At 69.0% G+C, this 25,517-nt stretch carries 24 protein-coding genes; 3 read left to right on the top strand and 21 right to left on the bottom strand.

The genetic code is table 11. From position 1 onward, the window contains the following. Window positions 1-12 precede the first annotated feature (12 nt). From ACCO44_RS07560 to ACCO44_RS07520, 9 genes are all read right to left on the bottom strand, one after another. The gene (locus ACCO44_RS07560) at window positions 13-930 is read right to left on the bottom strand and encodes a PfkB family carbohydrate kinase (RefSeq protein WP_372469129.1); all 918 of its coding nucleotides are present in this window, start codon (window positions 928-930) and stop codon (window positions 13-15) included. Further along, window positions 927-1,769, bottom strand: coding sequence for a carbohydrate ABC transporter permease (locus tag ACCO44_RS07555; protein ID WP_372469128.1), 843 nt, complete (start codon window positions 1,767-1,769; stop codon window positions 927-929). The genes ACCO44_RS07560 and ACCO44_RS07555 overlap by 4 nt, the downstream gene beginning before the upstream one ends. 1 nt (window position 1,770) lies before the next feature. Beyond that, a complete protein-coding gene (locus ACCO44_RS07550; protein WP_372469126.1) occupies window positions 1,771-2,652 on the bottom strand; it encodes a carbohydrate ABC transporter permease in 882 nt (293 codons plus the stop codon). A gap of 65 nt (window positions 2,653-2,717) precedes the next feature. Then, complete coding sequence (locus ACCO44_RS07545) at window positions 2,718-4,001, bottom strand: extracellular solute-binding protein (RefSeq protein WP_372469125.1); 1,284 nt, start codon at window positions 3,999-4,001, stop codon at window positions 2,718-2,720. Window positions 4,002-4,020: 19 nt separating this feature from the next. After that, a complete protein-coding gene (locus ACCO44_RS07540) occupies window positions 4,021-5,025 on the bottom strand; it encodes an SIS domain-containing protein (RefSeq protein WP_372469124.1) in 1,005 nt (334 codons plus the stop codon). A gap of 216 nt (window positions 5,026-5,241) precedes the next feature. Beyond that, on the bottom strand, window positions 5,242-6,039 hold the full coding sequence (locus tag ACCO44_RS07535; RefSeq protein WP_372469122.1) for a sulfite exporter TauE/SafE family protein: 798 nt from the start codon (window positions 6,037-6,039) through the stop codon (window positions 5,242-5,244). 51 nt (window positions 6,040-6,090) lie between these two features. Then, window positions 6,091-7,638: a tripartite tricarboxylate transporter permease gene (locus tag ACCO44_RS07530; protein WP_262001327.1), complete on the bottom strand. Its 1,548-nt coding sequence runs from the start codon at window positions 7,636-7,638 to the stop codon at window positions 6,091-6,093. After that, window positions 7,638-8,168, bottom strand: a complete 531-nt coding sequence (locus ACCO44_RS07525) for a tripartite tricarboxylate transporter TctB family protein (RefSeq protein ID WP_167634475.1) — start codon at window positions 8,166-8,168, stop codon at window positions 7,638-7,640. The genes ACCO44_RS07530 and ACCO44_RS07525 overlap by 1 nt, the downstream gene beginning before the upstream one ends. 40 nt (window positions 8,169-8,208) lie before the next feature. After that, window positions 8,209-9,225, bottom strand: coding sequence for a tripartite tricarboxylate transporter substrate binding protein (locus ACCO44_RS07520; RefSeq protein ID WP_215070474.1), 1,017 nt, complete (start codon window positions 9,223-9,225; stop codon window positions 8,209-8,211). A gap of 164 nt (window positions 9,226-9,389) precedes the next feature. Here ACCO44_RS07520 and ACCO44_RS07515 point away from each other — a divergent pair, with 164 nt between their 5' ends. Beyond that, window positions 9,390-10,610: a PAS domain-containing protein gene (locus ACCO44_RS07515; RefSeq protein ID WP_372469121.1), complete on the top strand. Its 1,221-nt coding sequence runs from the start codon at window positions 9,390-9,392 to the stop codon at window positions 10,608-10,610. Between the two features lie 92 nt (window positions 10,611-10,702). After that, the gene (locus ACCO44_RS07510) at window positions 10,703-12,277 is read left to right on the top strand and encodes an AMP-binding protein (protein WP_372469120.1); all 1,575 of its coding nucleotides are present in this window, start codon (window positions 10,703-10,705) and stop codon (window positions 12,275-12,277) included. Window positions 12,278-12,311: 34 nt separating this feature from the next. Here ACCO44_RS07510 and ACCO44_RS07505 read toward each other — a convergent pair whose 3' ends face one another. The 12 genes from ACCO44_RS07505 to ACCO44_RS07450 form a co-directional block, all read right to left on the bottom strand. Then, window positions 12,312-13,745 carry an FAD-dependent oxidoreductase gene (locus ACCO44_RS07505; RefSeq protein WP_372469119.1) on the bottom strand — a complete coding sequence of 478 codons (1,434 nt, stop codon included), beginning with the start codon at window positions 13,743-13,745 and terminating at the stop codon, window positions 12,312-12,314. Beyond that, window positions 13,742-14,023 (bottom strand): 2Fe-2S iron-sulfur cluster-binding protein, encoded by a 282-nt coding sequence (locus ACCO44_RS07500; protein ID WP_372469117.1) that lies wholly within the window; start codon window positions 14,021-14,023, stop codon window positions 13,742-13,744. Before ACCO44_RS07500 ends, ACCO44_RS07505 begins: the two co-directional genes overlap by 4 nt. Continuing rightward, window positions 14,020-15,192 carry an NAD(P)/FAD-dependent oxidoreductase gene (locus ACCO44_RS07495; RefSeq protein ID WP_372469454.1) on the bottom strand — a complete coding sequence of 391 codons (1,173 nt, stop codon included), beginning with the start codon at window positions 15,190-15,192 and terminating at the stop codon, window positions 14,020-14,022. The genes ACCO44_RS07500 and ACCO44_RS07495 overlap by 4 nt, the downstream gene beginning before the upstream one ends. A gap of 2 nt (window positions 15,193-15,194) precedes the next feature. Beyond that, the gene (locus ACCO44_RS07490) at window positions 15,195-16,124 is read right to left on the bottom strand and encodes a dihydrodipicolinate synthase family protein (RefSeq protein ID WP_105710433.1); all 930 of its coding nucleotides are present in this window, start codon (window positions 16,122-16,124) and stop codon (window positions 15,195-15,197) included. 29 nt (window positions 16,125-16,153) lie between these two features. Beyond that, the gene (locus ACCO44_RS07485) at window positions 16,154-16,543 is read right to left on the bottom strand and encodes a nuclear transport factor 2 family protein (RefSeq protein WP_372469116.1); all 390 of its coding nucleotides are present in this window, start codon (window positions 16,541-16,543) and stop codon (window positions 16,154-16,156) included. Then, window positions 16,540-18,249, bottom strand: a complete 1,710-nt coding sequence (locus ACCO44_RS07480; RefSeq protein ID WP_372469115.1) for a DUF885 domain-containing protein — start codon at window positions 18,247-18,249, stop codon at window positions 16,540-16,542. Before ACCO44_RS07480 ends, ACCO44_RS07485 begins: the two co-directional genes overlap by 4 nt. Beyond that, the gene (locus ACCO44_RS07475) at window positions 18,246-19,472 is read right to left on the bottom strand and encodes an amidohydrolase family protein (RefSeq protein ID WP_372469114.1); all 1,227 of its coding nucleotides are present in this window, start codon (window positions 19,470-19,472) and stop codon (window positions 18,246-18,248) included. The genes ACCO44_RS07480 and ACCO44_RS07475 overlap by 4 nt, the downstream gene beginning before the upstream one ends. Continuing rightward, entirely contained in the window at window positions 19,469-20,305 is an 837-nt protein-coding gene (locus ACCO44_RS07470) for an ABC transporter ATP-binding protein (protein WP_051662235.1), read from the bottom strand. The genes ACCO44_RS07475 and ACCO44_RS07470 overlap by 4 nt, the downstream gene beginning before the upstream one ends. Next, window positions 20,302-21,126 (bottom strand): ABC transporter ATP-binding protein, encoded by an 825-nt coding sequence (locus tag ACCO44_RS07465; RefSeq protein ID WP_219860770.1) that lies wholly within the window; start codon window positions 21,124-21,126, stop codon window positions 20,302-20,304. The genes ACCO44_RS07470 and ACCO44_RS07465 overlap by 4 nt, the downstream gene beginning before the upstream one ends. Continuing rightward, window positions 21,123-22,028 (bottom strand): ABC transporter permease, encoded by a 906-nt coding sequence (locus ACCO44_RS07460; RefSeq protein WP_372469113.1) that lies wholly within the window; start codon window positions 22,026-22,028, stop codon window positions 21,123-21,125. The genes ACCO44_RS07465 and ACCO44_RS07460 overlap by 4 nt, the downstream gene beginning before the upstream one ends. Further along, complete coding sequence (locus ACCO44_RS07455; RefSeq protein ID WP_372469112.1) at window positions 22,025-23,047, bottom strand: ABC transporter permease; 1,023 nt, start codon at window positions 23,045-23,047, stop codon at window positions 22,025-22,027. Before ACCO44_RS07455 ends, ACCO44_RS07460 begins: the two co-directional genes overlap by 4 nt. Window positions 23,048-23,127: 80 nt before the next feature. Continuing rightward, window positions 23,128-24,726, bottom strand: coding sequence for an ABC transporter substrate-binding protein (locus tag ACCO44_RS07450; protein WP_372469111.1), 1,599 nt, complete (start codon window positions 24,724-24,726; stop codon window positions 23,128-23,130). A 176-nt stretch (window positions 24,727-24,902) separates the two neighbouring features. On the opposite strand from ACCO44_RS07450, the gene ACCO44_RS07445 reads away from it, so the two are divergent. Beyond that, window positions 24,903-25,448, top strand: a complete 546-nt coding sequence (locus ACCO44_RS07445) for a helix-turn-helix domain-containing protein (RefSeq protein WP_036302868.1) — start codon at window positions 24,903-24,905, stop codon at window positions 25,446-25,448. The last annotated feature ends 69 nt before the right edge of the window (window positions 25,449-25,517 follow it).

Here is a 25,517-nt window from a genome sequence, read left to right as displayed (position 1 = left end):
AAACCCTCCTCGCTATGGCGACGGATACCGTCGAAGCATCTGTGCTCGAGCATCGTCCCCCGCATGCACAGGGTATCCGAACGCTCCTCGCAACGTGCAGGCGAGTGCCCCGCTGGTGGCTGCGACGTCGAGGCTCTCGGCGAGGTCCGCGCCCGCTGCCCGTGCGGCGAGGAACCCGGTGATGAACGAGTCCCCGGCACCGAGCGCATCGACCGCGTCGACCGGGCGGATGCCGGAGCGGCGGGCGGACACCGCGTCGAACGCCCACGAACCCCGTGCGCCGAGAGTGATCACCGCCGAGCCGAGACCGCAGTCGACGGCGAACCGCCCGAGGTCCTCGACCTCGGCCTCCGACAGCGCTCCTCCTGAGAAGAAGCCGACATCGACGTGCCTCGCGGTCTCCTGGATGATCTCGCGCGGCGCGTCGTCGGAGTAGTCGTACGAGACCCGGATGCCACGCGCGGCGATCGCCGGCAGCTCCGGCTCGATCGACGAGTACACCGAGGTGTGCACCCGCGCGAACCCCGCGAGGTAGTCGTGGTCGGTCTCGGTCAGCCGCAGGCGGAGTTCCGACTGCACGCCACCGCGGTTGGATGCGACGAACCGTCGGTCGCCGTCGTCGTCGAGCGCCACGAACGCCATTCCGTTCGCACCGTGCACGTCGCGGACGCGCCTCCGGTCCACGGCGATCTCGTCGAGCACGTGGCGGATGTGGTCGGCGAACCGGTCATCCCCCATGATCCCGACGAATCCGGCCTCGCCGCCGAAGAACAGCCGGCTGTACGCGGCGACGTTGAGGGCGTTGCCGCCCGGATACGCGAGGTCCTCGTGCAGATAGCAGTCGAGCACGTTGTCCCCGACCCCCACCAGCGACGGCGGCTCGACTCGTGCGAGCACCTCGCGGAGCTCATCCGCAGTGTCCATGCTCATCCCTTCACACTCCCGGCGGCGACGCCCGCGACGAAATACCGCTGCAGGGCGATGAAGACCACGACGATGGGCAGCGCGGCGATCGTCAATCCTGCCAGCAGAACACCCCACTCCGTCGACAGCGAGTCCCGGAAGGACATGAGTCCCGCCGGGATCGTCCGCAGCGAGTCGGTGTCGATGTACACGATCGCGAACAGGAACTCGTTCCAGGCGAAGTACCCCGTGAGCACGGCGGTCGTGGTCAGCACCGAGGCGCTCAGAGGCAGGTACACGTGCCGGAAGACACCGAGGGAACGGCATCCGTCGATCGTGGCCGCGTCCTCCAGCTCCCGAGGGATCCCGAGGAACACCGAGCGGATCAGGAGGATCGCCATGGGGAGGCGGAAGGCGACATACGGGAGGATCATCGCCCACGGCGTGTTGAGCAGCCCCATCGCATCGAGCAGCCGGTACAGCGGGATCAGGCTCACCTGCGGCGCGACCACGAGCCCGCCCATCGCGATGACGAGCATGACGTTCGCCGCCCGGCTTCCCAGCCGGACCATGCCGTAGGCGCAGAGGGCCGCGATCGCGACGGTGGCGAGCGTCGAGACGATCGTCACGATGACCGAGTTGAGGAAGTAGTCGGAGATGCCCCGGTCCCACGCCGCCGCATAGTTCTGGACGAGCCAGACGGACGGCAGCCCCCACGGGTCGGTGAAGATCTCGGAGGACGACTTGAACGAGGAGATCACCATCCAGATGAGGGGGTAGGCGATCACGACGGCGTAGATCGCGAGGATCACATGGACGGGGAGACGGCGGAGCCGCTCCATCGGACGCATGCCGGTGCTGCTCATCTCAGTCCTTCCCACTTCGGAACGACAGCATCTGCACCACGGAGAGCACGAGGGTGATCACGAAGATCAGGCTCGCGATCGCCGAGGCGTAGCCCATCTGGTTCTGGAAGAAGCCCTGGTTGTACATGTACGTCGCCAGGACCTGTGTCGTGTTGCCCGGACCGCCCTTGGTCAGGATGTAGGGCTCGTTGAAGACGGTGAACGCCCCGGAGACCGTGAGGATCATCGCGACGAAGATCATCTCCTTCGCCTGCGGGACGGTGATGCTGAAGAACTGACGGATGCGCCCCGCGCCATCCAACGCGGCGGCTTCGTAGTACTCCTCGGGGATCTGCTGGAGTGCGACGACGTAGAGCATGCAGATGTAGCCGATGCTCTGCCACTGCGAGACACCGATCACGGCCCCCATCGCGGTGTCGACGTCTGCCAGCCAGGCGGTCTGCAGATCCCCCAGTCCGACCAGCTCCAGCAGCGAGTTCAGGAGCCCGCCGCGCGCGTTGTAGACGAACGTGAAGAGGAGCGCGATGACGGTCATGGAGATGACCGCGGGGAGGAAGTACAGGCTGCGCAGGAAGGCGCCCATGCGCCTGCCGAGCAACCGGGTCAGCCACGCGGCGATCACGAGGCTGCCGCCCACCTGGCACACGATGGAGACGACGGCGTAGAGCAGGTTGTTGCCGAGCGCGGTGGCGATGACGGGGTCGCTGAAGAGCCGGACGAAATTGTCCCAGCCGACGAATCGCATCTCGCCCGCACCGGCGCTGAACGAGAAGAAGCCGAACGCCGCATTCGCGAACAGCGGGTAGTACACGAACACCCCGATGAGGATGATCGCGGGGAGCACGTAGAGCAGGTTCGACCATGCTCGTGAGCGTGTTCTCATCACGGGATCTCTTCCATAGGTGAGTGGGGCCGCCGACGGCTCGCGCCGACGGCCCCAGGAGTGGATCAGGATGCGTCGCGCACGCGCTTCGCTGCTTCCTGCACGGCGGCCATGACGCCCTCCGGCGTCTGCTGACCGCTGAGCATCAGCTGGGTCTCGGCCAGGTACGCCTGGACGATCTGCGGATCGTAGGCGTTGTCGAGCCAGGTCGTCATCGCCGAAGCGTCGACGATCCCCTGCGCCAGCTCCTTGGTGATCTCCGGCACGTCGGCATCCTCCACCGCGCCGACGACCGCGCTCAGTTCTCCGGCCTGCTCCGCGTACGCGGTGCCGCTCTCCTTGCTGAGCAGGAACTCCAGGAAGCGCTCCGCCTCCTCCGGATGCTTCGTGGTCTTCGAGATCGCGAAGCCCTCGGGCGCGCCCGTGAGTTCGTTCGGATCCCCCTTGCCGCCTTCGACCTCCGGGAAGTTGAACGTCCCGTATTCGAACTGGGCGTCTCCGAAGTACCCGACCTCGGCACTCTGCATGTACATGATCGGCGCATCGCCCGCGATCCATGCGTTCCTCGCGACCTCATGCCCGACGGCCGCGAGGTCGTCGTTCATGTACGTGGCCAGCTCCTGGAATCGCTCCAGCGCTTCGACGTACCCCTCGTCGGTGAACTCCCCCGTCGCCGGGTCCTGGTCCGCGGCAAACACCTCGGGATCCACGACGCGCTGGTTGAGCGTGCCGACGTAGTGGGCGATGGTCCACTGCTCCTGCGCGCCGTACTCGATCGGGGTCAGACCGGCGTCCTTGATCGCCTCCAGGACGTCGATGAATTCGTCCCAGGTGGTCGGCACCTCCAGCCCCAGCTCCTCGAACACCTCCTTGTTGTAGAAGAAGAGCTTCGACTGCATGCCCACCGGGAGCCCGTACGGAGCGCCGTCGACCGTGAACGCGGCCAGCTGACTCGGATAGAAGCTGTCCCGGAACTCGGTGTCCTTCTCGAGCCACGGCCCGAGGTCGAGCAGGGCGTCGTTCGACACCAGCTCGTCGACGAACGAGCCGCTCCACGTGAACAGGACGTCGGGCGCGTTGGCCGAGCCGGCGACCACCTTCACCTTGTCCTTGTAGGCGTCGTTGAGGACGCTTTCCACCTTGACCTTGACGTCGGGGTTCTCCTTCTCGAACTCCGCGACGATGTCGCTGTAGTACGTGTTCTTCGGTTCGTTCGGCCAGCGGTGGAAGAAGCTGATCTCCACCTCTCCGTCCGTCGCGGCGCCGTCTCCGCCTGCGCAGGCGGACAACGGGAGGGCGAGGGCCGCGACGGCCGCAGCCGCCACAGCGATTCGGGTTGACTTTCGCATCGTTGCGATCCTTTCGTTCCTAGTACTCCATGCGCCACATGTAGCGGCGCACGCTGAGGGGGTGACCACGGTGATCGGCCAGAGCGTCCGCGTAGGCGCGCAGCACGACGTTGAAGAGGAGGTGCGCGAAGATCCCGCGGACCTCGGGAGACACGGCGTCGAGGCCGAACTCCTGCGCGTCGATCACCAGGACGCGCTTCGAGTGCGAGGTGAGGAAGTCGACGGCGCGCTGCTCCACGGGCCGAGTCTCATCGAGCCCGAGGAGGGCGATGAACGGCACGTCCTCCTCCGTGATCTCGAAGGGACCGTGGAAGTACTCGCCCGCGTGGATCGCGGCCGAATGCACCCACTGCATTTCCTGCAGCAGGCAGATCGCGAAGGAGTATGCCGTGCCGAAGTTCGAGCCGGACGCGAGCGTGTAGATGAGCGGCTCGCGCCGCGAGGAGTAGCCCCACTCGTCCGCAGCGACCGCGTGCGCCTCCCGGAGCGCGGGGACGAGAGCGGGGAGCTGGGCGACCGCGTCGTCGATCGCCGTGGCGAGCCCGGCCTGCTCGCGATCGTCGAGGATGCCGGCGACGAGGCGGAGGATGAGGGCGGGCCCGACGTGGGCCTCGCTCTTGCCCTCGCCGTGCTGGTACGCCACCACGTACTCCGCGGCCTCAGCGAGGGGCGACGTCGGGTCGAACGTGAATGCGACGGTGAGCGCACCGCGCTCTCGGGCGTGCTTCGCGGCCTGCACCGTCTCCGGTGTGGTGCCGGAGTGCGAGCAGAGGATGACGAGCGTCTCCGCGTCGACCCGGGAGGATGCGCGCGACGTGAACTCGGCCGCGTTGAGGGCGGTGGCCTCGAGCGTCTTCGCCGTAGTGCCGAAGAAGTACTCGATGGGCTGCATGACGGCGTAGGAGCCGCCGCAGGCGGTGAGCACGACACGCGAGATGTTCTCCCGGGTCGCGATCGCCTGGCGAGCCGCAGCGAGCTGGCTCTCGATCGTGGCGGAGTCGACGAACAGTGCGGTGGCAGACAAGGTGGTCCCTTCTGATGACCTTCGATTCAGACGTCATAACTCGTTATATAACGTCATGTGATGACTGACGTTAGCGAACAAGCTCATCGCTGTAAAGAGGCGGAACAGAAAAAGCGAGCGTCGCCTCTTCCGGCCATCACCGGAGGCACGACGCGAGGGCATGCTGCTGCGGACGCCCGGGCGAGGAAACTCCCCGGGCGGAACGGCGGCGCGAGCTCAGCCGCGCTTGCGCCCGCGGACCGCCTTGATCGCCATCTGCACCGCGATGACGACGAGGTATGCCGCGAACAGCATGTTGCCCAGCGTCGGGTCGACGATCGTCGCCAACCACGCACCGAGGGCCGTGGTCGTGCACGCGGAGACGCCGATGAGCGCGGCGGCGAGGAGGTCGACGTTGCGGTTGCGTAGGTTGCCGACCGTGCCCGAGATCGCGGTCGGGATCATCATCAGCAGCGAGGTGCCCTTAGCGACCAGGTCGCTCGTGCCGAAGGCCAGCATCAGCACGGGGACGACGATCACGCCGCCGCCGACACCGATGAGCCCGGCGAGGATGCCCGTGCCGACACCGACACCGACGAGGGCGATGCCGGTCAGCCAGGAGAGTTCGAAGGCGGCATCGCGGGAGGGGATCACCAGGAAGAGGCTGACGATCACGACCACCAGGAAGCCGACGAAGCCCCAGCGCAGAGCGGTCTGCGAGATGCGGGGCAGCAGGCGCGTGCCGATCTGCGCACCCACCACGGCACCGGCCGCGAGGATGATCGCGGGGATCCAGGCGACGGAACCCGTCGTGGCGTAGGAGATGACGCCGACGCTCGCGGTCGGCACGATCGCGGCCAGCGAGGTTCCGGCCGCGAGGCGCTGGTCGAAGTGCAGCAGGAGCACCAGCAGCGGGACGATGACCGTGCCGCCGCCGACGCCGAAGAGTCCGGAGAGGAGACCGGCGAGAAGGCCGATCCCGATGAATGCTGCGTAGGCGCGAGGCCCTCGCGCGGGGGCCTGTACGTCACTCACCGGATCAGCCTACTCGCGGCCTCCTCCCCTCTCGAACCCACCGTCTCGGACTCAGACCTCCGAGTCGGCCTTGATGGGCACCGAGATCGACTCCGTCAGCGCCTGCTCGTACCGACGCTGCCGTCGACGCAGCCACAGCCCGCCGACGATGAGGAGCGCGAGCACCCCGTAGGCGATCGCCGCGAACGGCTGCAGGACCAGCGTGCTCAGATCGCCCTGGCTCAGCTGCAGCGCCTTGCGCAGCTGCTCCTCGGCCATCGGCCCCAGGATCATCCCGACCACCAGCGGCGCCACGGGGTAGCCGTACCGCCGCATGAAGTAGCCGAGGATGCCGACGATCAACAGGATCACGATGTCGGTCGGCGAGCTGTGCAGCGCGTACGCCCCGAAGACCGCGAACAGCAGGATGCCCGCGTACAGGTACGGCCGCGGGATCTGCAGCAGCTTCACCCACATGCCCACGAGCGGCAGGTTGAGCACGATCAGGATGACGTTGCCGATGTACAGGCTCGCGATGAGAGCCCACACCAGGTTCGACTGGCTCTCGAACAGCAGCGGCCCCGGCTGGATGCCGTACGACTGGAACGCCGTGAGGATGATCGCGGCGGTCGCCGTCGTCGGAAGGCCCAGCGTGAGCAGCGGCACCAGCACACCGGCGGCGGCCGCGTTGTTCGCCGACTCGGGGCCTGCGACGCCCTCGATCGCACCGCGTCCGAACTCGTCGCGGTGCTTCGACAGCTTGCGCTCGGTCGCGTACGACAGGAACGTGGCGACATCCGCGCCGCCCGCCGGGATGGTGCCGATCGGGAAGCCGATCGCGGTTCCTCGCAGCCAGGGCTTCCACGACCTCCGCCAGTCGGCCTTGGTCATCCAGGAGCGCCATCCGCGGGTCACGGGGATCACATCGACGCCGCCGTGTCGCAGCCGCGCGGCGATGTAGAACGTCTCCCCGACCGCGAACAGACCGACGGCGACCAGGACGATGTCCACGCCGTCGGACAGTGCCGGGAGCCCGAGCGTGTAGCGCTGCTGCCCCGAGAGCCAGTCGGTGCCCACGAGCCCGAGGAACAAGCCGACCCCGAGCGAGAGCATGCCGCGCGAGATCGAGCTGCCGATCAGTGCGCCGACCGTGATGAACGCGATCACGATGAGGGCCACGTAGTCCGCGGGACCGAGGTTCACCGCGAACCGCGCGAGCAGCGGCGCCAGCAGCGTCAGCCCGAGCGTCGCCAGTGTTCCCGCGATGAAGGATCCGATGGCCGCGGTGGCGAGCGCCGCTGCGCCGCGCCCCATCCTGGCCATCTTGTTGCCCTCGATCGCCGTGACGATCGACGCCGACTCCCCTGGGGTGTTGAGGAGGATGCTCGTCGTCGAGCCGCCGTACATGCCGCCGTAGTAGATGCCGGCGAAGGTGATGAGCGCCGCGGCGGGATCGAGCGTGTAGGTGAGGGGCAGCAGCAGCGCCACCGTCATCGCGGGGCCGATGCCCGGGAGCACTCCGACCGCGGTGCCGACGAAGACGCCGAGGAAGGCGAACGCGAGGTACTGCGGCTGCAGCGCGGTCGCGAATCCCTCCAGGAGCAGGGTCCAGCTGTCCATCAGAACATCCTTCCGAGCCAGCCGAGAGCAGGACCCCACGGCAGCGACAGACCGAGCAGACCGCCGAAGACGATCTGGATCACGAGGGCTACGACGATGCCGATGAGGAACGCCATCCACCACCGTTTGGCGGCGAGCGACCACGCGACTCCGCCGAACAGCAGGGCGGCTGCGGGCGCCCATCCCAGCGGCTCGATCAGGAGCAGGTGCGCGACGACGAGTCCCGCGAGCTTGGCGAGGGTGACCCAGTCGGTCGGGAGGCTCTGATCGACGTCTTCCGCGTCCTCCGCCCCGCCGCGTTCCCCCCGCAGCACGCCGATCAGGACGGCGACCGCGGAGGCGAGCAGGATCACCGAGACGAAGATCGGGAAGACCGTCGGCCCGGCCTTCATGCCGACCGGGACGTGGATCAGGAAGATGCCGACCACAGCGAAGACGCCGAGGGCGACCATGATGCCGGCGAACACGAGCTCGCCGATGGGGACGGAGGGAGCACGGCGTGCGAGCCGGCCGTCATGGCCGTCTCGCACGCCCCGCTCCTCGGTCCCCGACGATGCGGGGACCGTCATGTCACTGCACCAGACCGATGTTCTTCAGCGTCGCGGTGACCTCTTCGATGTCCCCGGTGAGGAACTCATCGAACTCCGCGCCGACCAGGAATGCATCCGTCCAGCCCTTGGTCTCCAACTGATCGGTCCAGGCCTCGGAGTCGTGCAGCTCGGTGATCACGCGCACCAGCTCGTCCTTCTCGCCGTCGGAGATGCCCCCGGGCGCGATCACCCCGCGCCAGTTGGTGAGCACCACGTCGTAGCCCTCTTCGGTGATGGTCGGCACGTCCGGGAGCTGGGAGACCGGCTCCTCGCTCGAGACCGCCAGCGCCCGAAGGTCGCCGCTCTCGATGTGCTGCGCGAACTCGCCGACGCCGGAGATGCCCGCCGCGACCTTGCCGCCGATGAGCAGCGGGACCGCCTCGCCGCCGCCGGAGTTCGGGGTGTAGTTCAGCTTCTCCGCGATCTCCGCACCATCGAGGCCCGCCTCCTCGAGCATCAGCCCGGCGAGGATGTGATCGGCCCCTCCCGCCGAGCCTCCCGTGATCGTGACCGACTGCCCGTTGTCGACGACGTCTTCCACCAGATCCTCGAGGGTGTCGTACTTCGAATCCGCCGGGACGACCACCACGAGCGGCTCGTCCGTGAGGCGGGCGATCGGCGTGGTGTCCTCGATCCGCACCGCCGAGGCGTTCGTCTCGACGGCGCCGACCATCACGAGCCCCATGACCATGAGGGTGTTCGGGTCCTTCTCGTTCGCGAGCTGGGCCAGGCCGACCGTTCCGCCGGCGCCGCCGACGTTGGTCACGGGAGCCGAGCTGACGATGTCTTCCTCGGTGAGCACCTGCGACACGGCACGGCCGGTCTGGTCCCAGCCTCCGCCGGGGTCTGCGGGGACGACGATCGAGACGTCGGTGACGGCGGCGGCCTCGGCCTCACCGCCGCCGTCGTTCGCGGCGCTGCCTCCGGCGCACGAGGTCAGTGTGAATGCCGCCACCGCCGCGAGTGCGGTCAGGGTGGCGATGCGTGCGTTCTTCATATGCGCTCCTCCTTGAGCGTTCGTGCTGCTGTGGGGTCAACAGTGGAAGCTCGCGTGCCGCCGCTCAAGCTTCGGAAACCATTGGTCGGAGTTTCGGAACTATTGGTCGGAGACGGCGTCGTCCCCCGCTCGCGGGGTCCTCGCGCAGGCGCGACAATGATCAGGTGGCCTCGAAGATGACGCTCCGCGTGCAGCTCCTCGTGCTGCAGGCGCTGATCGTGTTCCTGGTGACCCTGGCGACCGGCATCGTGGCCGGCGCGTTCCAGGAGCAGGCGCTCCGCGAGGCCTACAAAGACCGGATGCAGGCCGTGGCCCAGTCGGTGGCCGCACTGCCGACCGTCCTCGACGCCTTCGACGATGCGGAGCCCTCGACCACCATCCAGCCGATCGCCGAGGTCATCCGCGAGGCATCCGACCTCGCGTACGTCGTCGTGGCCGACGAGGACGGCATCCGCTACTCGCACCCGAATCCGGAGCGCATCGGGGAGAAGGTGTCCACCGACCCCTCGATCCCCCTCTCCGGCGAGGTCTACGTGGGCACGCAGACCGGAACGCTCGGCACGTCCTGGCGGGTCAAGGTCCCGATCCGCGACGACGACGGCACCGTCATCGGCACCGCGTCGGTCGGGATCCTCGAATCGGAGCTCAACGAGGAGTTCACCGCGAACCTGGTCTGGCTGATCTCGGCGATGCTCGCGGCCGCCGTGTTCGGGGTGTTCGGCTCGGCGTGGGTGACCTCGATCATCCGTCGTCGGATCTACGGGCTCGAGCCCCATCAGATCGCCGCGCTCGTGAAGAACCAGGAGACCACGCTGCACGGCCTCAGCGAAGGCGTGGTCACGGTCGACGGAACAGGACGGATCACGCTGGTCAACGACGCGGCCGCGCGCTTCCTCGGCCGGGATGCCGCAGACCTCGACGGGGCGCCGGCCGCGGAGGTGCTGGGCGAGGAGTTGACGACCGTGCTCCGCGAGGGCGAGGCGGCCGGGCGGCCCGTGATCGTCGGCTCGCATGTGCTCGTCGCCCGGAGCACCGGCAGCGACGCCGACGGCGGCGGCATCGGGGCGACTCTGCTGCTGCGGGATCACACCGAGCTGCACGACGTCGTCCGCCGCGTCGAGGCCGCGGACGCGATCATCGCGTTCCGTCAGCGGTTCGGCGTTCCGAAGGGGCTCAGTGCGGAGACGCTCGATCGCGTGGTCGCGGCACTCGCGGCACGCCCGGATGCCTCGGCGACCGAGATCGGCGAGGACCTCGACATCTCCCGGGTCAGCGCGCGACGCTACCTCGAGCACCTCGCGAGCGCCGGTCGAGCGATCCGCACGCTCGACTACACGACGAAGGGTCGACCGAGCACGCGGTACCGGCTGAACGGCGCCGTCTGACCTCTCCCGAACCCTGGGACCCGGTGCCGTTGTGTGCGACACTGGATCGCATTCGACGACGACGTCGACACCCCCGGATCGAAGGAGATCTCATGGTTCGCAGCGCCTATCCCGATGTGGAGATCCCCGAGGTCTCCATCCACGAGTTCCTCTTCGGCGGGCTCGACGAGACCGAGCTCGACTCGATCGCACTGATCGACGGGGTGAGCGGAGCGACCACCAGCTACCGGCAGCTCGTCGGGCAGATCGACCTCTTCGCGGGAGCCCTCGCCGCCCGCGGGGTGGGTGTGGGGACCACGGTCGGCGTGCTGTGCCCGAACATCCCCGCGTTCGCGACGGTGTTCCACGGCATCCTCCGCGCGGGGGCGACCGCGACGACCATCAACTCCCTCTACACCGCAGATGAGATCGCGAATCAGCTCACCGATGCGGGGGCGACGTGGCTCGTGACCGTCTCACCGCTGCTCCCCGGAGCTCTGGCGGCTGCGGAGAAGCTCGGCTTCGCGGCCGATCACGTGATCGTCCTCGACGGAGTGGAGGGCCATCCGTCGCTGCCGGCGCTGCTGGGCGAGGGGCATCCCGCACCCGAGGTGTCGTTCGATCCCGCGACGCACCTGGCCGTCCTGCCCTACTCCTCCGGCACGACCGGACGACCGAAGGGCGTGATGCTCACGCATCGGAACCTCGTGGCGAACGTGTCGCAGTGCCGACCCGTTCTCGGCGTCGGCGCGAACGACCGCCTCCTCGCGGTGCTTCCCTTCTTCCACATCTACGGGATGACCGTGCTGCTGAACTTCGCGCTCCGCCAGCGCGCGGGACTCGTCACGATGCCGAAGTTCGATCTGCCCGAGTTCCTCCGCATCATCGCCGAGCATCGGACGACCTGGGTGTTCGTCGCGCCCCCGATCGCGGTCGCACTGGCGAAGCATCCGATCGTCGACCAGTACGACCTCTCGGCGGTGAAGGTCATCTTCTCCGGAGCCGCTCCCCTCGACGGGGCGCTGGCGTCTGCGGTGGCGAGCCGGCTCGACTGCATCGTCACCCAGGGGTACGGCATGACCGAGACCAGCCCGGCCGTGAACCTCACCTCCGAGACCCGCGACGACATCGACCGCTCGGCCATCGGCCCGCTCGTGCCGAACACCGAGGCACGACTGGTCGACCCGGAATCGGGCGAAGACGTGGCCGTGCCCGCCGAGGGTGCCAGCGAGCCGGGCGAGCTGTGGGTGCGCGGGCCGCAGGTCATGGTCGGGTATCTCAACCGTCCGGATGCCACAGCCGAGATGCTCGACGCCGACGGCTGGCTGCACACCGGCGATGTCGCGACCGTCACCCACGACGGCATCTATCGCATCGTCGACCGGCTCAAGGAGCTCATCAAGTACAAGGGGTACCAGGTCGCCCCCGCCGTACTGGAGGCGGTGCTGCTCGAACACCCTGCCATCGCCGACGCCGCCGTTATCGGCGCCCTCGACGACGACGGCCAGGAGGTGCCGAAGGCGTTCGTGGTGCGGCAGCCGGACGCCGACCTCGACACGGATGCCGTCATGGCGCACGTCGCCGCCCATGTCGCCCCGCACGAGAAGGTGCGACAGGTCGAGTTCATCGACGTGATCCCGAAGTCGAGCTCCGGGAAGATCCTCCGCAAGGATCTGCGGATCCGCTGACGCCGGTCGGCGCCCACCCGGGCGCCGACCTCGGTCAGTCCGCGTCGAAGAGGTCGGCGTACGTCTGCAGGGACACCGGCTTGACGGGCAGCTGGGCGGCGAAGCGACCGGCGTCGGAGACCGTCCCGCCGCGCGCGGCGGCGACCGCACCGGCCACAGTCGTCTCGCAGTAGCGCCCCTGGCAGGGGCCCATACCCGTGCGGCAGCTCAGCTTGACCGCATCCACGGTGTCGGCATGCCTGTTCGCCTCGAGGAACCCGTCGACGTCGGACCGCGGAATCGCCTCGCATCGGCAGACCGTCGTCGCCGGCGTCGCGAGTGCCGTGAGGCCAGGGCGCTCGGGCGCGAACATCCGCTGCACGACCGCGGCGAACCGTCGGGAGCGGCGCAGGTCCCGTTCGATCGCCCGAGCGCGCACGGCGTCCACGGGCCTGCCGAGACCGGCGGCGATCGCTGCCGCCGCTGCGGCCCCCTCCGCCCGTGACTGCTCGGCCCCGGAGACACCGGTGGGCTCACCCGCGACGAAGACCCCGGGAACGCCCGTCTCGAAGGTGCCGTCGACATCCACGAGCCACCCGCCGGCGGCCGAGTCCCAACGCACGGGGCATCCGAGCTGACGCGCGAGCTCGGTGGAGGCCTGGAACCCGTATCCGAGGACGACGGTCCGCGCCGGAACCTCGCGCTCGGGGCCGCGCACGCGCCACGCCCGGTCGGCCTTCGCCAGTCGGATGCCGGTCACACCGCCGTCGCCGATGATCGCGGTGGGGACCGCCGACGTCGTTATCCGGACGCCGTGTCGCACGAGGGTGAGCACGCAGCCGGCGAGCTCGGCCAGCAGACGCACATGCCCCGGCACGGCCGGAGCGGCGAGGAACAGCTCGCGCAGGGAGGGCAGTCCGCGGGCGAAGACCACCTCGGCCACGTCGGCCCCCGAACGGACCAGCTGGGCGGCCACGATCAGCATCAGCGGATGCGAGCCTGCCAGCACGACCGGACCCACTGCCCGCACATGCTGCGCCTTCAGGAGTCCCTGTGCCGCGCCGGCCATCAGCACGCCAGGCATCGTCCATCCGGGGATCGCCACCGGCATGTCGTAGGCGCCGGTGGCGACGAGCAGCCTTCGGGCGTGCGCGCGCCGCGAACCCTGAGAGCCCGTGACGAGCACCTCGAAGTCGTCGCGGCCGGTCGAGCGCGCGTCGAGCACACCGAACACCGTCGACTCGAACCACCAGTCGACGCCGGTGGCCCCGGCCGCATCCGCGAGCAGATCCGCCGCCCAGGGGTACCCGACCGGAGACCGCACCGGCTCGTCGAACTCGGTCGGCGGCTGACGGAAGATCTGTCCCCCCGCCGCGCGCTGCTCGTCGATCACGAGCGTCCGAAGGCCCTGTGCGTGCGCCTCGAGCGCTGCGGCCAGACCGGCCGGTCCTGCCCCGACGATCGCAAGGTCGTAGAGGTCGGCGCTCATGCGTCGGTCCGCACGTTCATGCCGTCGCGGACGGTTGTCAGGCAGGTGCGGGTCATCGGCACGCCGTCGACTGTGATCGCGCACTCGAAGCAGGTGCCCATGTTGCACAGCGGCGCGCGCTGCTCGCCGCTCCGCCGGGCGAAGCACCGCTCGCCCTCGGCCAGCATCGCCGCCGCCACGGTCTCCCCCGCCGCAGCGCGCACGGAGCGTCCGTCCACGACGAAGGACACGTCCAGCCGCCGCGGCACCGCGCGATCGGCGAGGGGCTGGTCTTTCATGCCATGACTCCGAATCTGTCCGGGGCGTAGGGCCGCAGGTCGATGTGAGGTGTGCGACCGGCAGCCAGGTCGCAGAGGGAACGGGCGAAGCTCGGCCCGAGCGTGAAGGCCGATCCCCCGGTGGCCACGAACATCCCCGGACATCCGGGCACCTCTCCCACGAGGGGCAGCTGATCCGGGGTGATCGTCGTGGTCCCCGCCCAGGAACGCACGATGGGCAGTCGAGCTGTGCCCGGCACCACTCCGATCGCCGCGCGGGCATTGCCCACGATGGATTCCGGGAGAAGGCGAGGACGCGTCTCCAGGTCCGGGGAGCCCGCGCGGCGGCTGAGTGCCGCGGGCCACCCCCCGCCGATCAGCACCGTGCCGTTCTGCGTCTGCTTGAGCGAGAGCTTGGCGCCGGCGTGCTGGATCAGGTGTCCGATGAACGGTTCGACCGGCGCGCTCACGCTCATCATGAGGGCGAGCGGGATGGTCGGCAGGTCGGCCCCGGCGAGCGCGCCCAGTTCCGTGGTCCACACCCCCGCGGCGATCATCACCGTGTCGGCGTGGATGCTCAGCGTCGAGTCCGGACCGGCGGCGGTCACCTTCCAGCCGTGCGCGTCGCGCTCGAGCCCGGTCACACGGGTGTGCGTGCGGACTTCTGCACCGAGCTTCACCGCACCCCGCACGAGCGCAGGCCCCGCGGTGCGCGTCTCGGCCTTGCCCTCGATCGGACAGAAGGCGGCCGCGAGCACCGACTCCGACAGGTAGGGCGCGATGCGCCGCGCCTCATCACCGTCGAGGAGGGTGACATCCAGCCCCCACTCCTGCTCGAGACCGACCTTGCGTTCGAGCACCGCGACCTGCTCCGCCGTCTCGGCGAGCATGAAGCCGCCGCGCTGCACGACACCGACCGATTCGCCCAGCTCATCTCCCAGCCGCGTCCAGGCCTCGGCGGCGTCCAGATGCAGGGGCATGGCTGCGGCGGCGGTGCGCGCCGACTCCCACCCGTTCTCGACCATCCGATACTCGAGCTGGAAGTGCAGGCTGCCGGCGTTCTGGCCGGAGGCGTGCTGGTTCAACTGGTCTTTCTCCAGCAGCAGTACGGAGGCGCCCTCGCGTGCCAGCATCCAGGTCAGTGCCCCGCCGAGCAGGCCACCGCCGATGACGACCGCGTCGTACCGCATGCTCACGACAACGGCACGGTCGCGATGCCGAGCCCCTCCAGCGTGGTGCGGACACGGTCCACCTGCTCGGTCGAGAGTTCGAGCAGGGGGCGGCGGACGAAACCGGCCGGAACGCCCTGCAACCGAAGGGCGGTCTTCATGATCGCCTGCTGGTTTCCGAACTGCGCGCCGTAGTCCGGCCCGAACCAGCTGGTCATGACCACGCGATCACGAGCGCCGAGTTCGATCGCCCGCGCCCGATCCCCCGCGGCGAGCGCATCCCAGAAGCCGGGGTGGTCGTTGCCGAGCGGGGCTCCGGAGCCCATGAGACCGTCTCCGTGACCGAGCGTCGCGAGGTCGGCTCCGAGCGCGTTCGTCGGGACGCCGAAGTAGCGCACGCGATCCTCCACGAGATACATGGCGTCGAGGAAAGCCCGGAAGTCGCCGGTGGAGTTCTTGATCGCCACGACGTTCTCGATGTCGGCCAGTTCGCTCAGGAGGTCCGGGCTCAGGTCGACGATGCAGCCGCGCGGCCAGTTGTACACGGTGACGGGGAGCGATGTGCCGTCGGAGACCTCCTGGTAGAAGGCCACGATCTCCTCGCGGGTGGGCACCATGTAGGGCGGCGGCGTCACGAGGATACCGTCGAGCCCGGCCTCCTCCGCCGCGTGCGCGTGCCGGATCGCCTCGGCCGCCGTGAACGCGTTGCAGCCGCCGATCACGCGCATGTCCGCGCGGAACCGGCCGCCGAGTGCGAACAGCTCTGCCCGTTCGGCCTCGGTCATGCTGAACCACTCGCCGGAGGTGCCGGCGAGGATGACGCCGTGCATCCCCTGCGCAGCCAGCCACTGCATCTGCCCTTCGAACGCGACGGGGTCCAGCTCCCCCTCGCGCGTGAACGGGGTGGTGATCGCCGGGATGTACCCGTGCCAGTCGACGGTGTTGCGGTCCATCTGTCTCTCCTTGCTCCGACTCGTGCGACTCACTCGACCGGCATGTCCTGGGCGTGGTGGTGCACGATCCGCCATCCGTCGGCGTCACGACGCACCACATCCGTGACGCGTACGACCTCGACCAGCGGCTCGCCCGCCGCAGGGCGCACCTCGAGCACGTACCGGATCACCCCGGTGTCACCGAAGTCGCTCGTGACGATGCCGGTCGGCACGACGCTCGGCAGGGTCCGCCGGCGCTCTTCGGGGTCGGCGGCGGGCCCCCGCAGCTCGTCGAGTTCGGTGATGCCGTGCATGAGCGTCGGCCAGGGCGTCTCCCACACCGTCACGTCGTCGGCGAGGCGCGCGTCGAACGCGGCACGGTCGGCGAGGTCCTGGTACAGGTCGACGATGAAGTGCTCGAGTTCGGCGGTGGTGGTCATGCGTGTTCCTTCGTCAGATCCTGCAGCAGACGCTCGCGCAGCGGCGCGAGCCCCATCGGTCCGAGCGCGAGTGCCCGGGTGTGGAAGTCGAGAGTGGATGCGGTGCTCGCCGTACGCGCCTCGGCCCAGAGCTTCGCGCCGACCTTGAACGCCAGGGCTTGGCCCGGCCAGCCGAGGTAGCGGTCCACCTCGAACCGCGCGGTCACGGGGTCGACGAGGCCGTAGTGCACCAGGAAGTCGCGGGCGATCGCCGGCGTCCACTCCGTCTGGTCGGTGACTTCGTTGCGCCGCAGCGGCCGGCCGGTGTGCAGACCGATGTCGGCGACGATGCGCACCGTGCGCCACAGCTGTCCGAGCAGCATCCCCAGCCGTTCCGGGGCATCGCGCAGCAGGCCCAGCTCGTCCGACAGCGCCTCCGAGTAGTGCGCCCAGCCCTCGGCATACCCGTGGATCTCGCAGAGGTAGCGCTGCCAGGGGTGCAGGGACGCATTGGCCCGGTTCACCGCATGCTCGAGGTGGTGGCCGGGGACGCCCTCATGGTGGAGACTCGTGAGCTCCTGCCAGGTCGGCACCGACGTCGCTCCGGCGGGGATCGTCCAGACGATCTTGCTGCGCACCGAGCCGTCGGGCGCACCGGGCGTGTAGTAGACGACGCCCTTCGCGGCCCGCGGAACGACGATGTCGACATCGCGCACGTCCGCGGGCAGCGTGAAGGCCGTGCCGTCGACCCGATCCAGGGTCCAGTCCAGGCGATCACGCAACCAGCCGATGACAGCGTCCGCATCGACGCGGTGCCCGGGGTCCTGCGCGAGCGCGCGAGCGGCGACGGAGACGTCTGCCGTCGCGCCGGTGCCGAGGATCTCCCCCGCGACGCCGCGCGCCTGCCGCCACAGCCGATCGAGTTCGTGCCAGCCGTAGTCGTACACCTCGTCGAGGTCGAGCTCGGTGCCGAGGAAGCTCTGCGCGGTCGCGCGATAGACGCTCTCGCCGACGGCATCCTGCAGTGGCGCATGGGGCAGCAATTCGTCGCGCAGCATCCGCTCGAACCCCGCCATCGCGTCGGTCGCCGCGAGTGCCGCACGATCCAGAGCGCTGCGGCGGGAGGTGGACAGGTCTGTCGCCCGGAGGGAGCGGAAGTAGTCGACCCCATCCGGATCGATCCAGCTCGCGATCTGATCCGCGACCTCGCGCACCTGCCGTTCCGCGGCGATGCCGGTGCCGATGAACTCGCCCCGCTCCCCCGCCGCGCGCGCCCACTTCAGGCGGTCGTCGAGCTGGGTCAGCGCCCGCGGCACCGCCGACAGGCGGGTGATGATCTCGTCGCCGGCGGCGTCATCCGTGACGGTGACGTCGTCGAACGCCTCGCGCACCAGATGCACCGGTGTCGCCAGCGGTGCGAGCAGCCGTGCGGTGAAACCGGTGTCGAACAGGGCGATGTCGCTGTCCATGCGTTCCCGAAGAGCGGCGTGCAGCGCGGCATCCTCCGTCGTCGGCTCGACGGTCGCCAGGGCGTCGCGCGTGCGCACGGCGAGCGCACGACGTTCGACCGCCCAGTCGGCGCTGAGATCGGGCAGTCGATCCTGCGCGGTGACGCCGAGCGCCTGCGCAGCGGCCGGCTCGTGGTCGGCGAGCGTCGCGACGTACTCGTCGGCGATGCGCGCGGTCGAGGTGCCCGAGGTCGGGGTGCCCGAAGTCGGGGTGTTCACCGTCCGGCCCGGTCGTCCCGCAGCACGGCGCCGCCCTGCATGACCCAGTCGATTCCGCGCAGCGCAGCCACATCCGCTGTCGGATCCGCGTCCGTGGCGATGAAGTCCGCCCTCGCACCGACCTCGACGACGCCGAGGTCGTCAGCTCCGAGCAGCTCCGCCGCGTACGAGGTGGCCGAGCGCATGACGTCCAGCGAGGTCATGCCCGCGTCGACCATGAACTCCATCTCGCGCACCGTCGCGGTCGTGCCGTCGAAGTCCGCGGCGGGCGGCATGTCTGTGCCCATGGCGATGCGCACCCCGCTCGCGATCGCGTTCTCGAGGCTCTCCCAGTGACGCGGACCCGCACCGAGCGCACGCTCCTTCATCCAGGTGGGCACGCCCTGCGCGTCGAAGAACTCCTCGCACCGGCTGACCGTGATGGTCGGCACGTACCAGACGCCGCGCTCGCTCATCAGATCGGTGACCTCACGGGTCAGCTCGTAGCCGTGCTCGACGCAGTCCAGGCCGAGCTCGATGGCACGCCGCAGCGTCTCGGACGGCCCGACGTGCGCGGTGACCTTGCGGCCCCAGTCATGCGCGGTCTGGATGACGGCGGCCATCTCGTCGTCGGTCAGCTGCGGGGTGTCGATCTGCTCGTGCTCCCCCGCGATCCCGCCCGAGATGCAGACCTTGATCAGGTCGGCGCCGTGACGGATCTGCAGGCGCGTCAGTCGGCGCAGGTCGTCGGCGCCGTCGCCCTCCAGCGCGTCGGACTCCCATCCGTGCCCACCGGTGCAGCACAGTGCGTGTCCGGCGGTGTACAGCCGTGGGCCGGCGATGATCCCGGCGTCGATGCCGCGGCGCAGGGCGAAGTCGAGGTAGCGGCTCTCGCCGACCAGCCGCGCGGTCGTGACACCCGCATGCAGGGTGCGTCGGGCGCTGTCGGCCATCACCAGCAGCAGGTCGGGGTCGCCCTTGGAGGCGATCTCCGCCCCGGCCGTCCCGGGCAGCGCGAGCCCCAGGTGCACGTGCATGTTGATCAGCCCCGGGCTGAGGATCCTTCCGGCCAGGTCGATCACGCGTGCGTCGCCGGCATCGAGGGTGCGGGTGGCGCCGAGCCCCGCGATCACTCCGTCGGCGTCGACGAGGATGTCGAGCCCGTCCCGCAGGTGCTCGGAGCGCCCGTCGAAGATGCGGGCTCCGGTGAGGAGGACGCGGCGGTCCTCGGCGATGGTGATCATGCTTCTCCTCCCGTGGCGGGGGCCGCGACGGCCTCCGCGAGGTCTTCTTCTCTGCCCGGCAGCCGCTTCGTCGGGCCGATCTCCGGGATGGCATCGATGAGGCGCTGCGTGTAGGGGTGCTCTGCGTGCTGCCACAGCTGTTCGCTGGGCCCGCGCTCGATGATCTCACCCGCGTACATCACGGCCGTCTCGTCGGCGATGGCCCGCACCAACGACAGGTCGTGCGAGATGAACAGCATCGCCATGCCGAGTTCGCGGACGAGGCCCTGCAGCAGCTCGACGATCTGCGCCGACGAGAAGGCATCGAGGGCCGTGACCGGCTCATCGGCGACGACCACGCTGGGCTGGGCGGCGAGCGCACGGGCGATCGCGAGCCGTTGCCGTTGACCACCCGAGAACTGGGTGGGGTAGCGAGAGGCGGCCGACTCGTCGAGTCCGACCAGTCGCAGCAGTCTCGAGACCTCGGCAGCACGGGCGGATCGCTCCAGCGCATCGGGAGCGCCATCCAGCAGCTGCGCTCCGATCGAGCGACGGGGACTCAGCGAGGCGTACGGGTTCTGGAACACCATCTGCAGCCCGCGGTCGCGACTCGGGCGGCGGCGCATCGTGAGCGGATGCAGCGGCTCTCCGTCGAAGCGCACAGTGCCCGAGGTCGGACGGTCGATCCCCACGGCGACCCGGGCGAGCGACGACTTGCCGCATCCCGACTCCCCCACGAGTCCGACGATCCGGCCGCGTTCGACGGTCAGCGAGACGCCCTTCACCGCGTGCACGGGCGGGGCGCCGCGCCGGCGGTGCGTGACGACGACGTCGTCGATCTCCAACGCGCTCATCGTGCGCCTCCTCGGTGGGTGCGCTGCGCGGCGAGCGACTGCGCCCTGGATGCGATCAGCGCGCGGGTGTACTCGTGCGACGGGGTGTTGAGGATCTCGTTCGTCGGACCGTGCTCGACGACGGTGCCGTCCTTGAAGATGTAGGTGCGGTCGGCGATCGCGCTCATCACCCCGAGGTCGTGCGTGATGAACAGCATCGACACCCCCGTCTCGCGCGCCAGGCGGTCGAACAGACGGAGGATGCCGGCCTGCACGGTGACGTCGAGCGCGGTGGTGGGTTCGTCGGCGATCAGCAGGCGGGGCTCGCACGCGAGCGCGATCGCGATGGCCGCACGCTGGCGCATGCCTCCGGAGAACTGGTGCGGATACGCCGTGATCGCCTGGTGCGGGTCGCGGATGCGCACGAGATCGAGCAGCTCGATCGCTCGCGCCTGCGCCTGCTTCTGGCTCACACCGGTGTGGTGGATGAGGTGCTCGGTGATCTGCGTGCCGATCCGCAGCAGCGGGTGCAGTGCCGCAGTCGGATCCTGGAACACGATGGAGATGCGATTGCCGCGCACCTCGTTGAGCTCCCGGGTGCTGAGGTTCAGCAGGTCCCGCCCCTCGAACAGGACCCGGCCGGAGGCGGTCGCGCCCTCGGGAAGGATGCCCATGACTGCTGAGGCCGTCATGCTCTTTCCCGAGCCGCTCTCGCCGGCGAGGCCGACGACCTCGCCCTGGCCGATCCGGATGCTCGTGTCGTGTACGAGCTCGATCTCGCCGTCCGGCGTCGGCATGACGACGGAGAGGTCCTCGATCGAGAGCAGCGTCGCGTCGCTCATCGCTTCCTCGCATTCCGTGAGCGGGGATCCAGGTAGTCCTGGACGGCGTCTCCCAGCAGGTTGAAGGCCATCACGATCGTGAGGATCGCGAGACCGGGGAACAGGCTGATCCACCAGTTCCCGAGGTTCTGCGAGCCGAGGGCGATCATCGCGCCCCATTCCGCAGCCGGGGGCCGGGGGCCGAGGCCGAGGAACGAGAGCGCGGCGAGCATGAGGATGGCATTGCCGAGCTCGATAGTCGCCATCACGAGCGCGGGGCCGGCGCTGTTGGGGATGACGTCCTTGACGATGGACTTCAGGGTCGTCGACCCGAGCAGGCGTCCGGAGAAGACGTATTCCTGCTCGCGCACGCTGAGCACCGAGCTGCGGATGATCCGCGCGTACAGCGGCCAGGAGACGATCACGAGCGCGAGCACGGCGTTTCCGACGCTCGGCCCGAAGGCCGCGGCGACCGCCATGGCGAGGATGATCTGCGGGAACGCGAGCACGAGGTCGGCCACGCGCATCAGCAGGTTGTCCGCCGCCTTGCCGAAGTACCCGGCCGCGAGGCCGACGGTTCCGCCGACGAGCAGCGAGAACACGACGATCGCGAGGGCGAGGGGCAGCGAGAGTTGGGCACCGTAGATCACTCGGCTCAGAACGTCGCGACCGAGGTCGTCCGTCCCCATCCAGTGCGCGGCCGACGGTGCGTCCAGGAATGGTCCGCTCGTCTCGAGCGGGTCGTACGGCGCGATGACCGGGGCGAGGAGCGCTGCGAGGATCCACGCGGCGATCACGCCGAAGGAGATCACCGTCACCGGCGTCCAGAACGAGGTGCGCGGTGTGAACCGGCGGCTGCGACGGAATCCGCGACGACGCGGCTCCTTCGCGACGGCGAGCCGGTCGGAGGACAGGATGGTCATTTCGCTCCGATCCGGGGGTCCACGATCGTGTAGAGCACGTCGACGAGGAGGTTGATCAGGGTGTAGACGACGGCGATGAACAGCGTCACGCCGAGGATCGCCTGCAGATCGAGCGAGAGGGCGCTCTTGTAGGCGTACTGGCCGAGCCCCGGCCACGAGAGCACCTGCTCGACGAGCACGGCGCCACCGAGCAGCGAGGCGAACATCAGCCCGGTCACCGTGAGCACCGGCAGCAGTCCCGCTTTGAAGACGTGGCGCCAGGTGATCGTCCGCGCCGGGAGGCCCTTCGCGGTGGCGGCTCGGATGTACTCGGCGTCCAGCACCTCGATCATGGCGGAGCGCACGAAGCGCAGCAGGCCCGAGACGGTGAGCGCGGTGAGGATGCCGACGGGGAGGATGAGGTGCCAGACGGCGTCGGCGAACACGTCCCACTGCCCGGCGAACACGGCGTCCAGCGTGTACATGCCGGTGACGGTGGGCGGCGGGTCGTATTCGTTGCTGAGGCGCCCGCCGTTGGGGACGAGTCCGAGCGCGTAGAAGAAGACGTACAGCGCGACGAGCGCGAGCCAGAACGGCGGGGTGGAGAGCCCGATGAGGGACACGCCGCGGATGCCGCCGTCGATGGTCGAACCCTTGCGGGTGGCGGCGATCATGCCCAGCGCGACGGCGATGACGATCGCGAGGATCATGGCGGGCAGCGCCACCTCGAGCGTCGCGGGGATGTACTGCGCGAGGTCCTGGGTGATCGGGCGGTGGGTCTGCTGCGAGATACCGAGATCACCCTGGAAGAGGTTCGCGATGTAGCGGCCGTACTGCACCCAGATGGGCTGGTCCAGCCCCCATTTCTGCTCGAACGCGGCACGCAGCTCGGGGTCGTCGTAGGCCTGCTGCGACAGGTTCGCGGCGGCCGGGTCCCCGGGGACGATGGTCATGAGCGCGAAGGTCACGACGGTGACCCCCCAGAGGAGGATGATCGCGCTGATCAGCCGGCGGCCGATCATCTGCAGGAGGGCTGGCATTGCTCGTTCGCCTTCGGTGAGGTGGTGAGAACCGGAGGTCGGCCGCCCGACAGGAGGGACAGGCGGCCGACCGCGGCGGACTACTTCGCGGAGATGGCCGCGAGGTCGACCGTCCAGCCTGCCGGCGTGTACGACGCACCGACCAGGTTCGAGGTGGCGACGACGATGCCGGCGTTGTTCGCGAGGACCACGAAGGGCGAAGTCTCGTTCATGATCTTCTGCCAGGCGATCATCGCCTCGGCACGGCCTTCCGGCGTCACCTCGGCGTTCACGGCGTCGCTGGCCTCGACCGCGCGCGGATCTGCGCGCTCCACGGTCCATCCCGCACGGGTCGAGGTCGAGGCGCCGGGTGCCATGTTGTTCACGAGCGAGTCCGCGGCCGGGTAGTTCAGGCTGTTCGGCGAGAAGTTGATCTCGTTCTTGCCCTCGGACTGCGACTGCAGGAAGACGTTGATCGGCTCGGGCTGGAGTTCGATCTCGATGCCGGCCTTCTTCGCGTCCTGCTGCACCTTCGTGACGATGGTGCCGAGGTCGACGCCGCGGTACGTGATCGCCGGGTAGACGAGGTTCACCTTCGGTGCGGAGATGCCCGCCTCCTCGAGCAGCGACTTCGCCTTCTCGATGTCCTGCGGCTGCACCTCGGACTCGTCGAGCGCGCCGCCGAATGCGGGCGGGACGAGACCGGCCGCGGCCGTCGCACCCTCACCGAAGATCTCGGCGATGCCTGCGCCGTCGACGCTGGCACGCAGCGCCGCGAGGAACGCCGGGTTGGAGGTGATCTCCGAGACGGCGGGGTCCTGGTTCACGCTGAGGAAGTACGACGTGTCGGCGACCCCGGAGACCTGGAGGTCGTCGGAGAGCTCGGCGGCCTGCGGGCCGGAGAGGTCGAGGGCGATCTCATCGGCCTTGGCGCGGGAGATCGTGAGCTTCTGGTTCTGCACGTCGACGTTCTGCACGACCACACGCGAGTAGGCCGGGGCGTCGCCCCAGTAGTCGTCGTTCACCTCGAGCACGACCTTCGAGCTCGAGTCGTAGCTCTTGATCTTGTACGGCCCGGAACCGAGGCTGACCTCGTCGAGCTGCGTGCCGATCGTGTCCGCGGAGGCTGCATCGGCCGCGTCGGTCGCGCCGAGCTTCTCCGCCTCCTCGGCGTTCAGGATGCTCGCCGCGGGCATCGCGAGGACGACCGGGACGTTCGGGTTCGGGGTCGGGCTGGTCACGACGACGGTGTCGTCACCGTCCGCGGCGAAGGTCAGCCCCTCGACGGTCTGGGAGGAGGACCCCTTGAGGTTCTGCAGGCGCGTGAGGCTGAACACGACGTCCTCCGCGGTCACCGCGGAGCCGTCGGCGAACGTGGCGTCCGGGTTCAACGTGAAGGTCCAGGTCGTGCCGTCGTCGGACTGCACCCACTCGCTGGCGAGTTCCGGCACGACAGTGGTGACGTCGGAGCCCTCGTACGTCACGAGCGTGTCGTACAGCGCGTGCACGATGATGTTGCCGGTCTGCTCGTAGACGAGTCCCGGGTCGAGGGTCTTCAGCACGAACGAGGTGTCGACCGTGAGGGTCCCACCGCCGCCCGAGGCTGCATTGTTCGATGAAGCTGAACAACCGGCGAGCACGAGTGCGGCGACGGCGAGAGATGAGGCCAGTGCGAGGGGTTTCGCGAAGGATGAAGTCATCGTCGATCTTCCTGTGATCAGGGGGCAGGACGCAGTAGAGTTCTGGGAAGTTGATCCGGTTGCTCGCGCGTTCGGGGGAACGGATTTCAATCTGATCGAGATTTTCAATCCGATTAAAAGATACAATCACATTGAAATCGAACATGCAACAGTCATCCGTTCGATCGAAAGGATCGATGAATCACGTGCTCGGCGAACGCCTCAAATCCCTCAGGGCCGCGAAGGGTCTCACCCTGCGGCAGCTCTCCGACCTGTCCGGCCTCTCGGTCAGCATGCTCAGCCAGATCGAGAGCGGCTCGGCCGACCCGAGCCTCGGTTCGCTGCGCAAGCTCGCCCAGGTGTTCGAAGCCTCGATCGCCACGCTGTTCAGCGATCCGGATGCCCCCAACGTGTCCGTCAGCCGGCCGGGCGCCCGGCATCGACTCAGCGGATCCGACGCGGGCTTCGTCTACGAGCGACTGACGCCGGGACGCGGCGACCTCGAAGTCCTCACCGCCGACATCCCCCCGGGGGCCGCGAGCTCCGCACACCCCTGGGGCCACCCGTCGACCGAGTGCGTCTTCGTCATCAGCGGGGAACTCACCGTCGAGATCGCGGGGCAGACGTACATCATCGTGGGCAGCGAGTCGATCACCTTCGACTCCCGCCAGCCGCATCGCTACATCAACGCCAGTGACGCGATGACCTCGATCGTCGTCTCGGTCACTCCCCCGTCACCGTGATATGACCCCGCCGCGGCCCACCGCCCGGCACACGAAGAAGCCCGCCACCCCGAATGGGGCGGCGGGCTT

Origin of the sequence: Microbacterium maritypicum (assembly GCF_041529975.1) — a bacterium.
Classification (GTDB): Bacteria; Actinomycetota; Actinomycetes; order Actinomycetales; family Microbacteriaceae; genus Microbacterium.
The sequence above is the reverse complement of the archived record's forward strand: the minus strand, read 5'-3'. Positions and strand labels throughout refer to the sequence as shown.

Bases quoted from the DNA above. Each gene is read 5' to 3' on its own strand.
- ACCO44_RS07555 (WP_372469128.1), bottom strand. From the start codon at position 1,769: ATGAGCAGCACCGGCATGCGTCCGATGGAGCGGCTCCGCCGTCTCCCC.
- ACCO44_RS07505 (WP_372469119.1), bottom strand. From the start codon at position 13,745: ATGAGCGCCGACCTCTACGACCTTGCGATCGTCGGGGCAGGACCGGCC.
- ACCO44_RS07475 (WP_372469114.1), bottom strand. From the start codon at position 19,472: ATGATCACCATCGCCGAGGACCGCCGCGTCCTCCTCACCGGAGCCCGC.
- ACCO44_RS07485 (WP_372469116.1), bottom strand. From the start codon at position 16,543: ATGACCACCACCGCCGAACTCGAGCACTTCATCGTCGACCTGTACCAG.
- ACCO44_RS07560 (WP_372469129.1), bottom strand. From the start codon at position 930: ATGAGCATGGACACTGCGGATGAGCTCCGCGAGGTGCTCGCACGAGTC.
- ACCO44_RS07455 (WP_372469112.1), bottom strand. From the start codon at position 23,047: ATGCCAGCCCTCCTGCAGATGATCGGCCGCCGGCTGATCAGCGCGATC.
- ACCO44_RS07445 (WP_036302868.1), top strand. From the start codon at position 24,903: ATGAATCACGTGCTCGGCGAACGCCTCAAATCCCTCAGGGCCGCGAAG.
- ACCO44_RS07450 (WP_372469111.1), bottom strand. From the start codon at position 24,726: ATGACTTCATCCTTCGCGAAACCCCTCGCACTGGCCTCATCTCTCGCC.
- ACCO44_RS07500 (WP_372469117.1), bottom strand. From the start codon at position 14,023: ATGAAAGACCAGCCCCTCGCCGATCGCGCGGTGCCGCGGCGGCTGGAC.
- ACCO44_RS07465 (WP_219860770.1), bottom strand. From the start codon at position 21,126: ATGAGCGACGCGACGCTGCTCTCGATCGAGGACCTCTCCGTCGTCATG.
- ACCO44_RS07460 (WP_372469113.1), bottom strand. From the start codon at position 22,028: ATGACCATCCTGTCCTCCGACCGGCTCGCCGTCGCGAAGGAGCCGCGT.
- ACCO44_RS07520 (WP_215070474.1), bottom strand. From the start codon at position 9,225: ATGAAGAACGCACGCATCGCCACCCTGACCGCACTCGCGGCGGTGGCG.
- ACCO44_RS07495 (WP_372469454.1), bottom strand. From the start codon at position 15,192: ATGCGGTACGACGCGGTCGTCATCGGCGGTGGCCTGCTCGGCGGGGCA.
- ACCO44_RS07550 (WP_372469126.1), bottom strand. From the start codon at position 2,652: ATGAGAACACGCTCACGAGCATGGTCGAACCTGCTCTACGTGCTCCCC.
- ACCO44_RS07545 (WP_372469125.1), bottom strand. From the start codon at position 4,001: ATGCGAAAGTCAACCCGAATCGCTGTGGCGGCTGCGGCCGTCGCGGCC.
- ACCO44_RS07530 (WP_262001327.1), bottom strand. From the start codon at position 7,638: ATGGACAGCTGGACCCTGCTCCTGGAGGGATTCGCGACCGCGCTGCAG.
- ACCO44_RS07510 (WP_372469120.1), top strand. From the start codon at position 10,703: ATGGTTCGCAGCGCCTATCCCGATGTGGAGATCCCCGAGGTCTCCATC.
- ACCO44_RS07470 (WP_051662235.1), bottom strand. From the start codon at position 20,305: ATGAGCGCGTTGGAGATCGACGACGTCGTCGTCACGCACCGCCGGCGC.
- ACCO44_RS07490 (WP_105710433.1), bottom strand. From the start codon at position 16,124: ATGGACCGCAACACCGTCGACTGGCACGGGTACATCCCGGCGATCACC.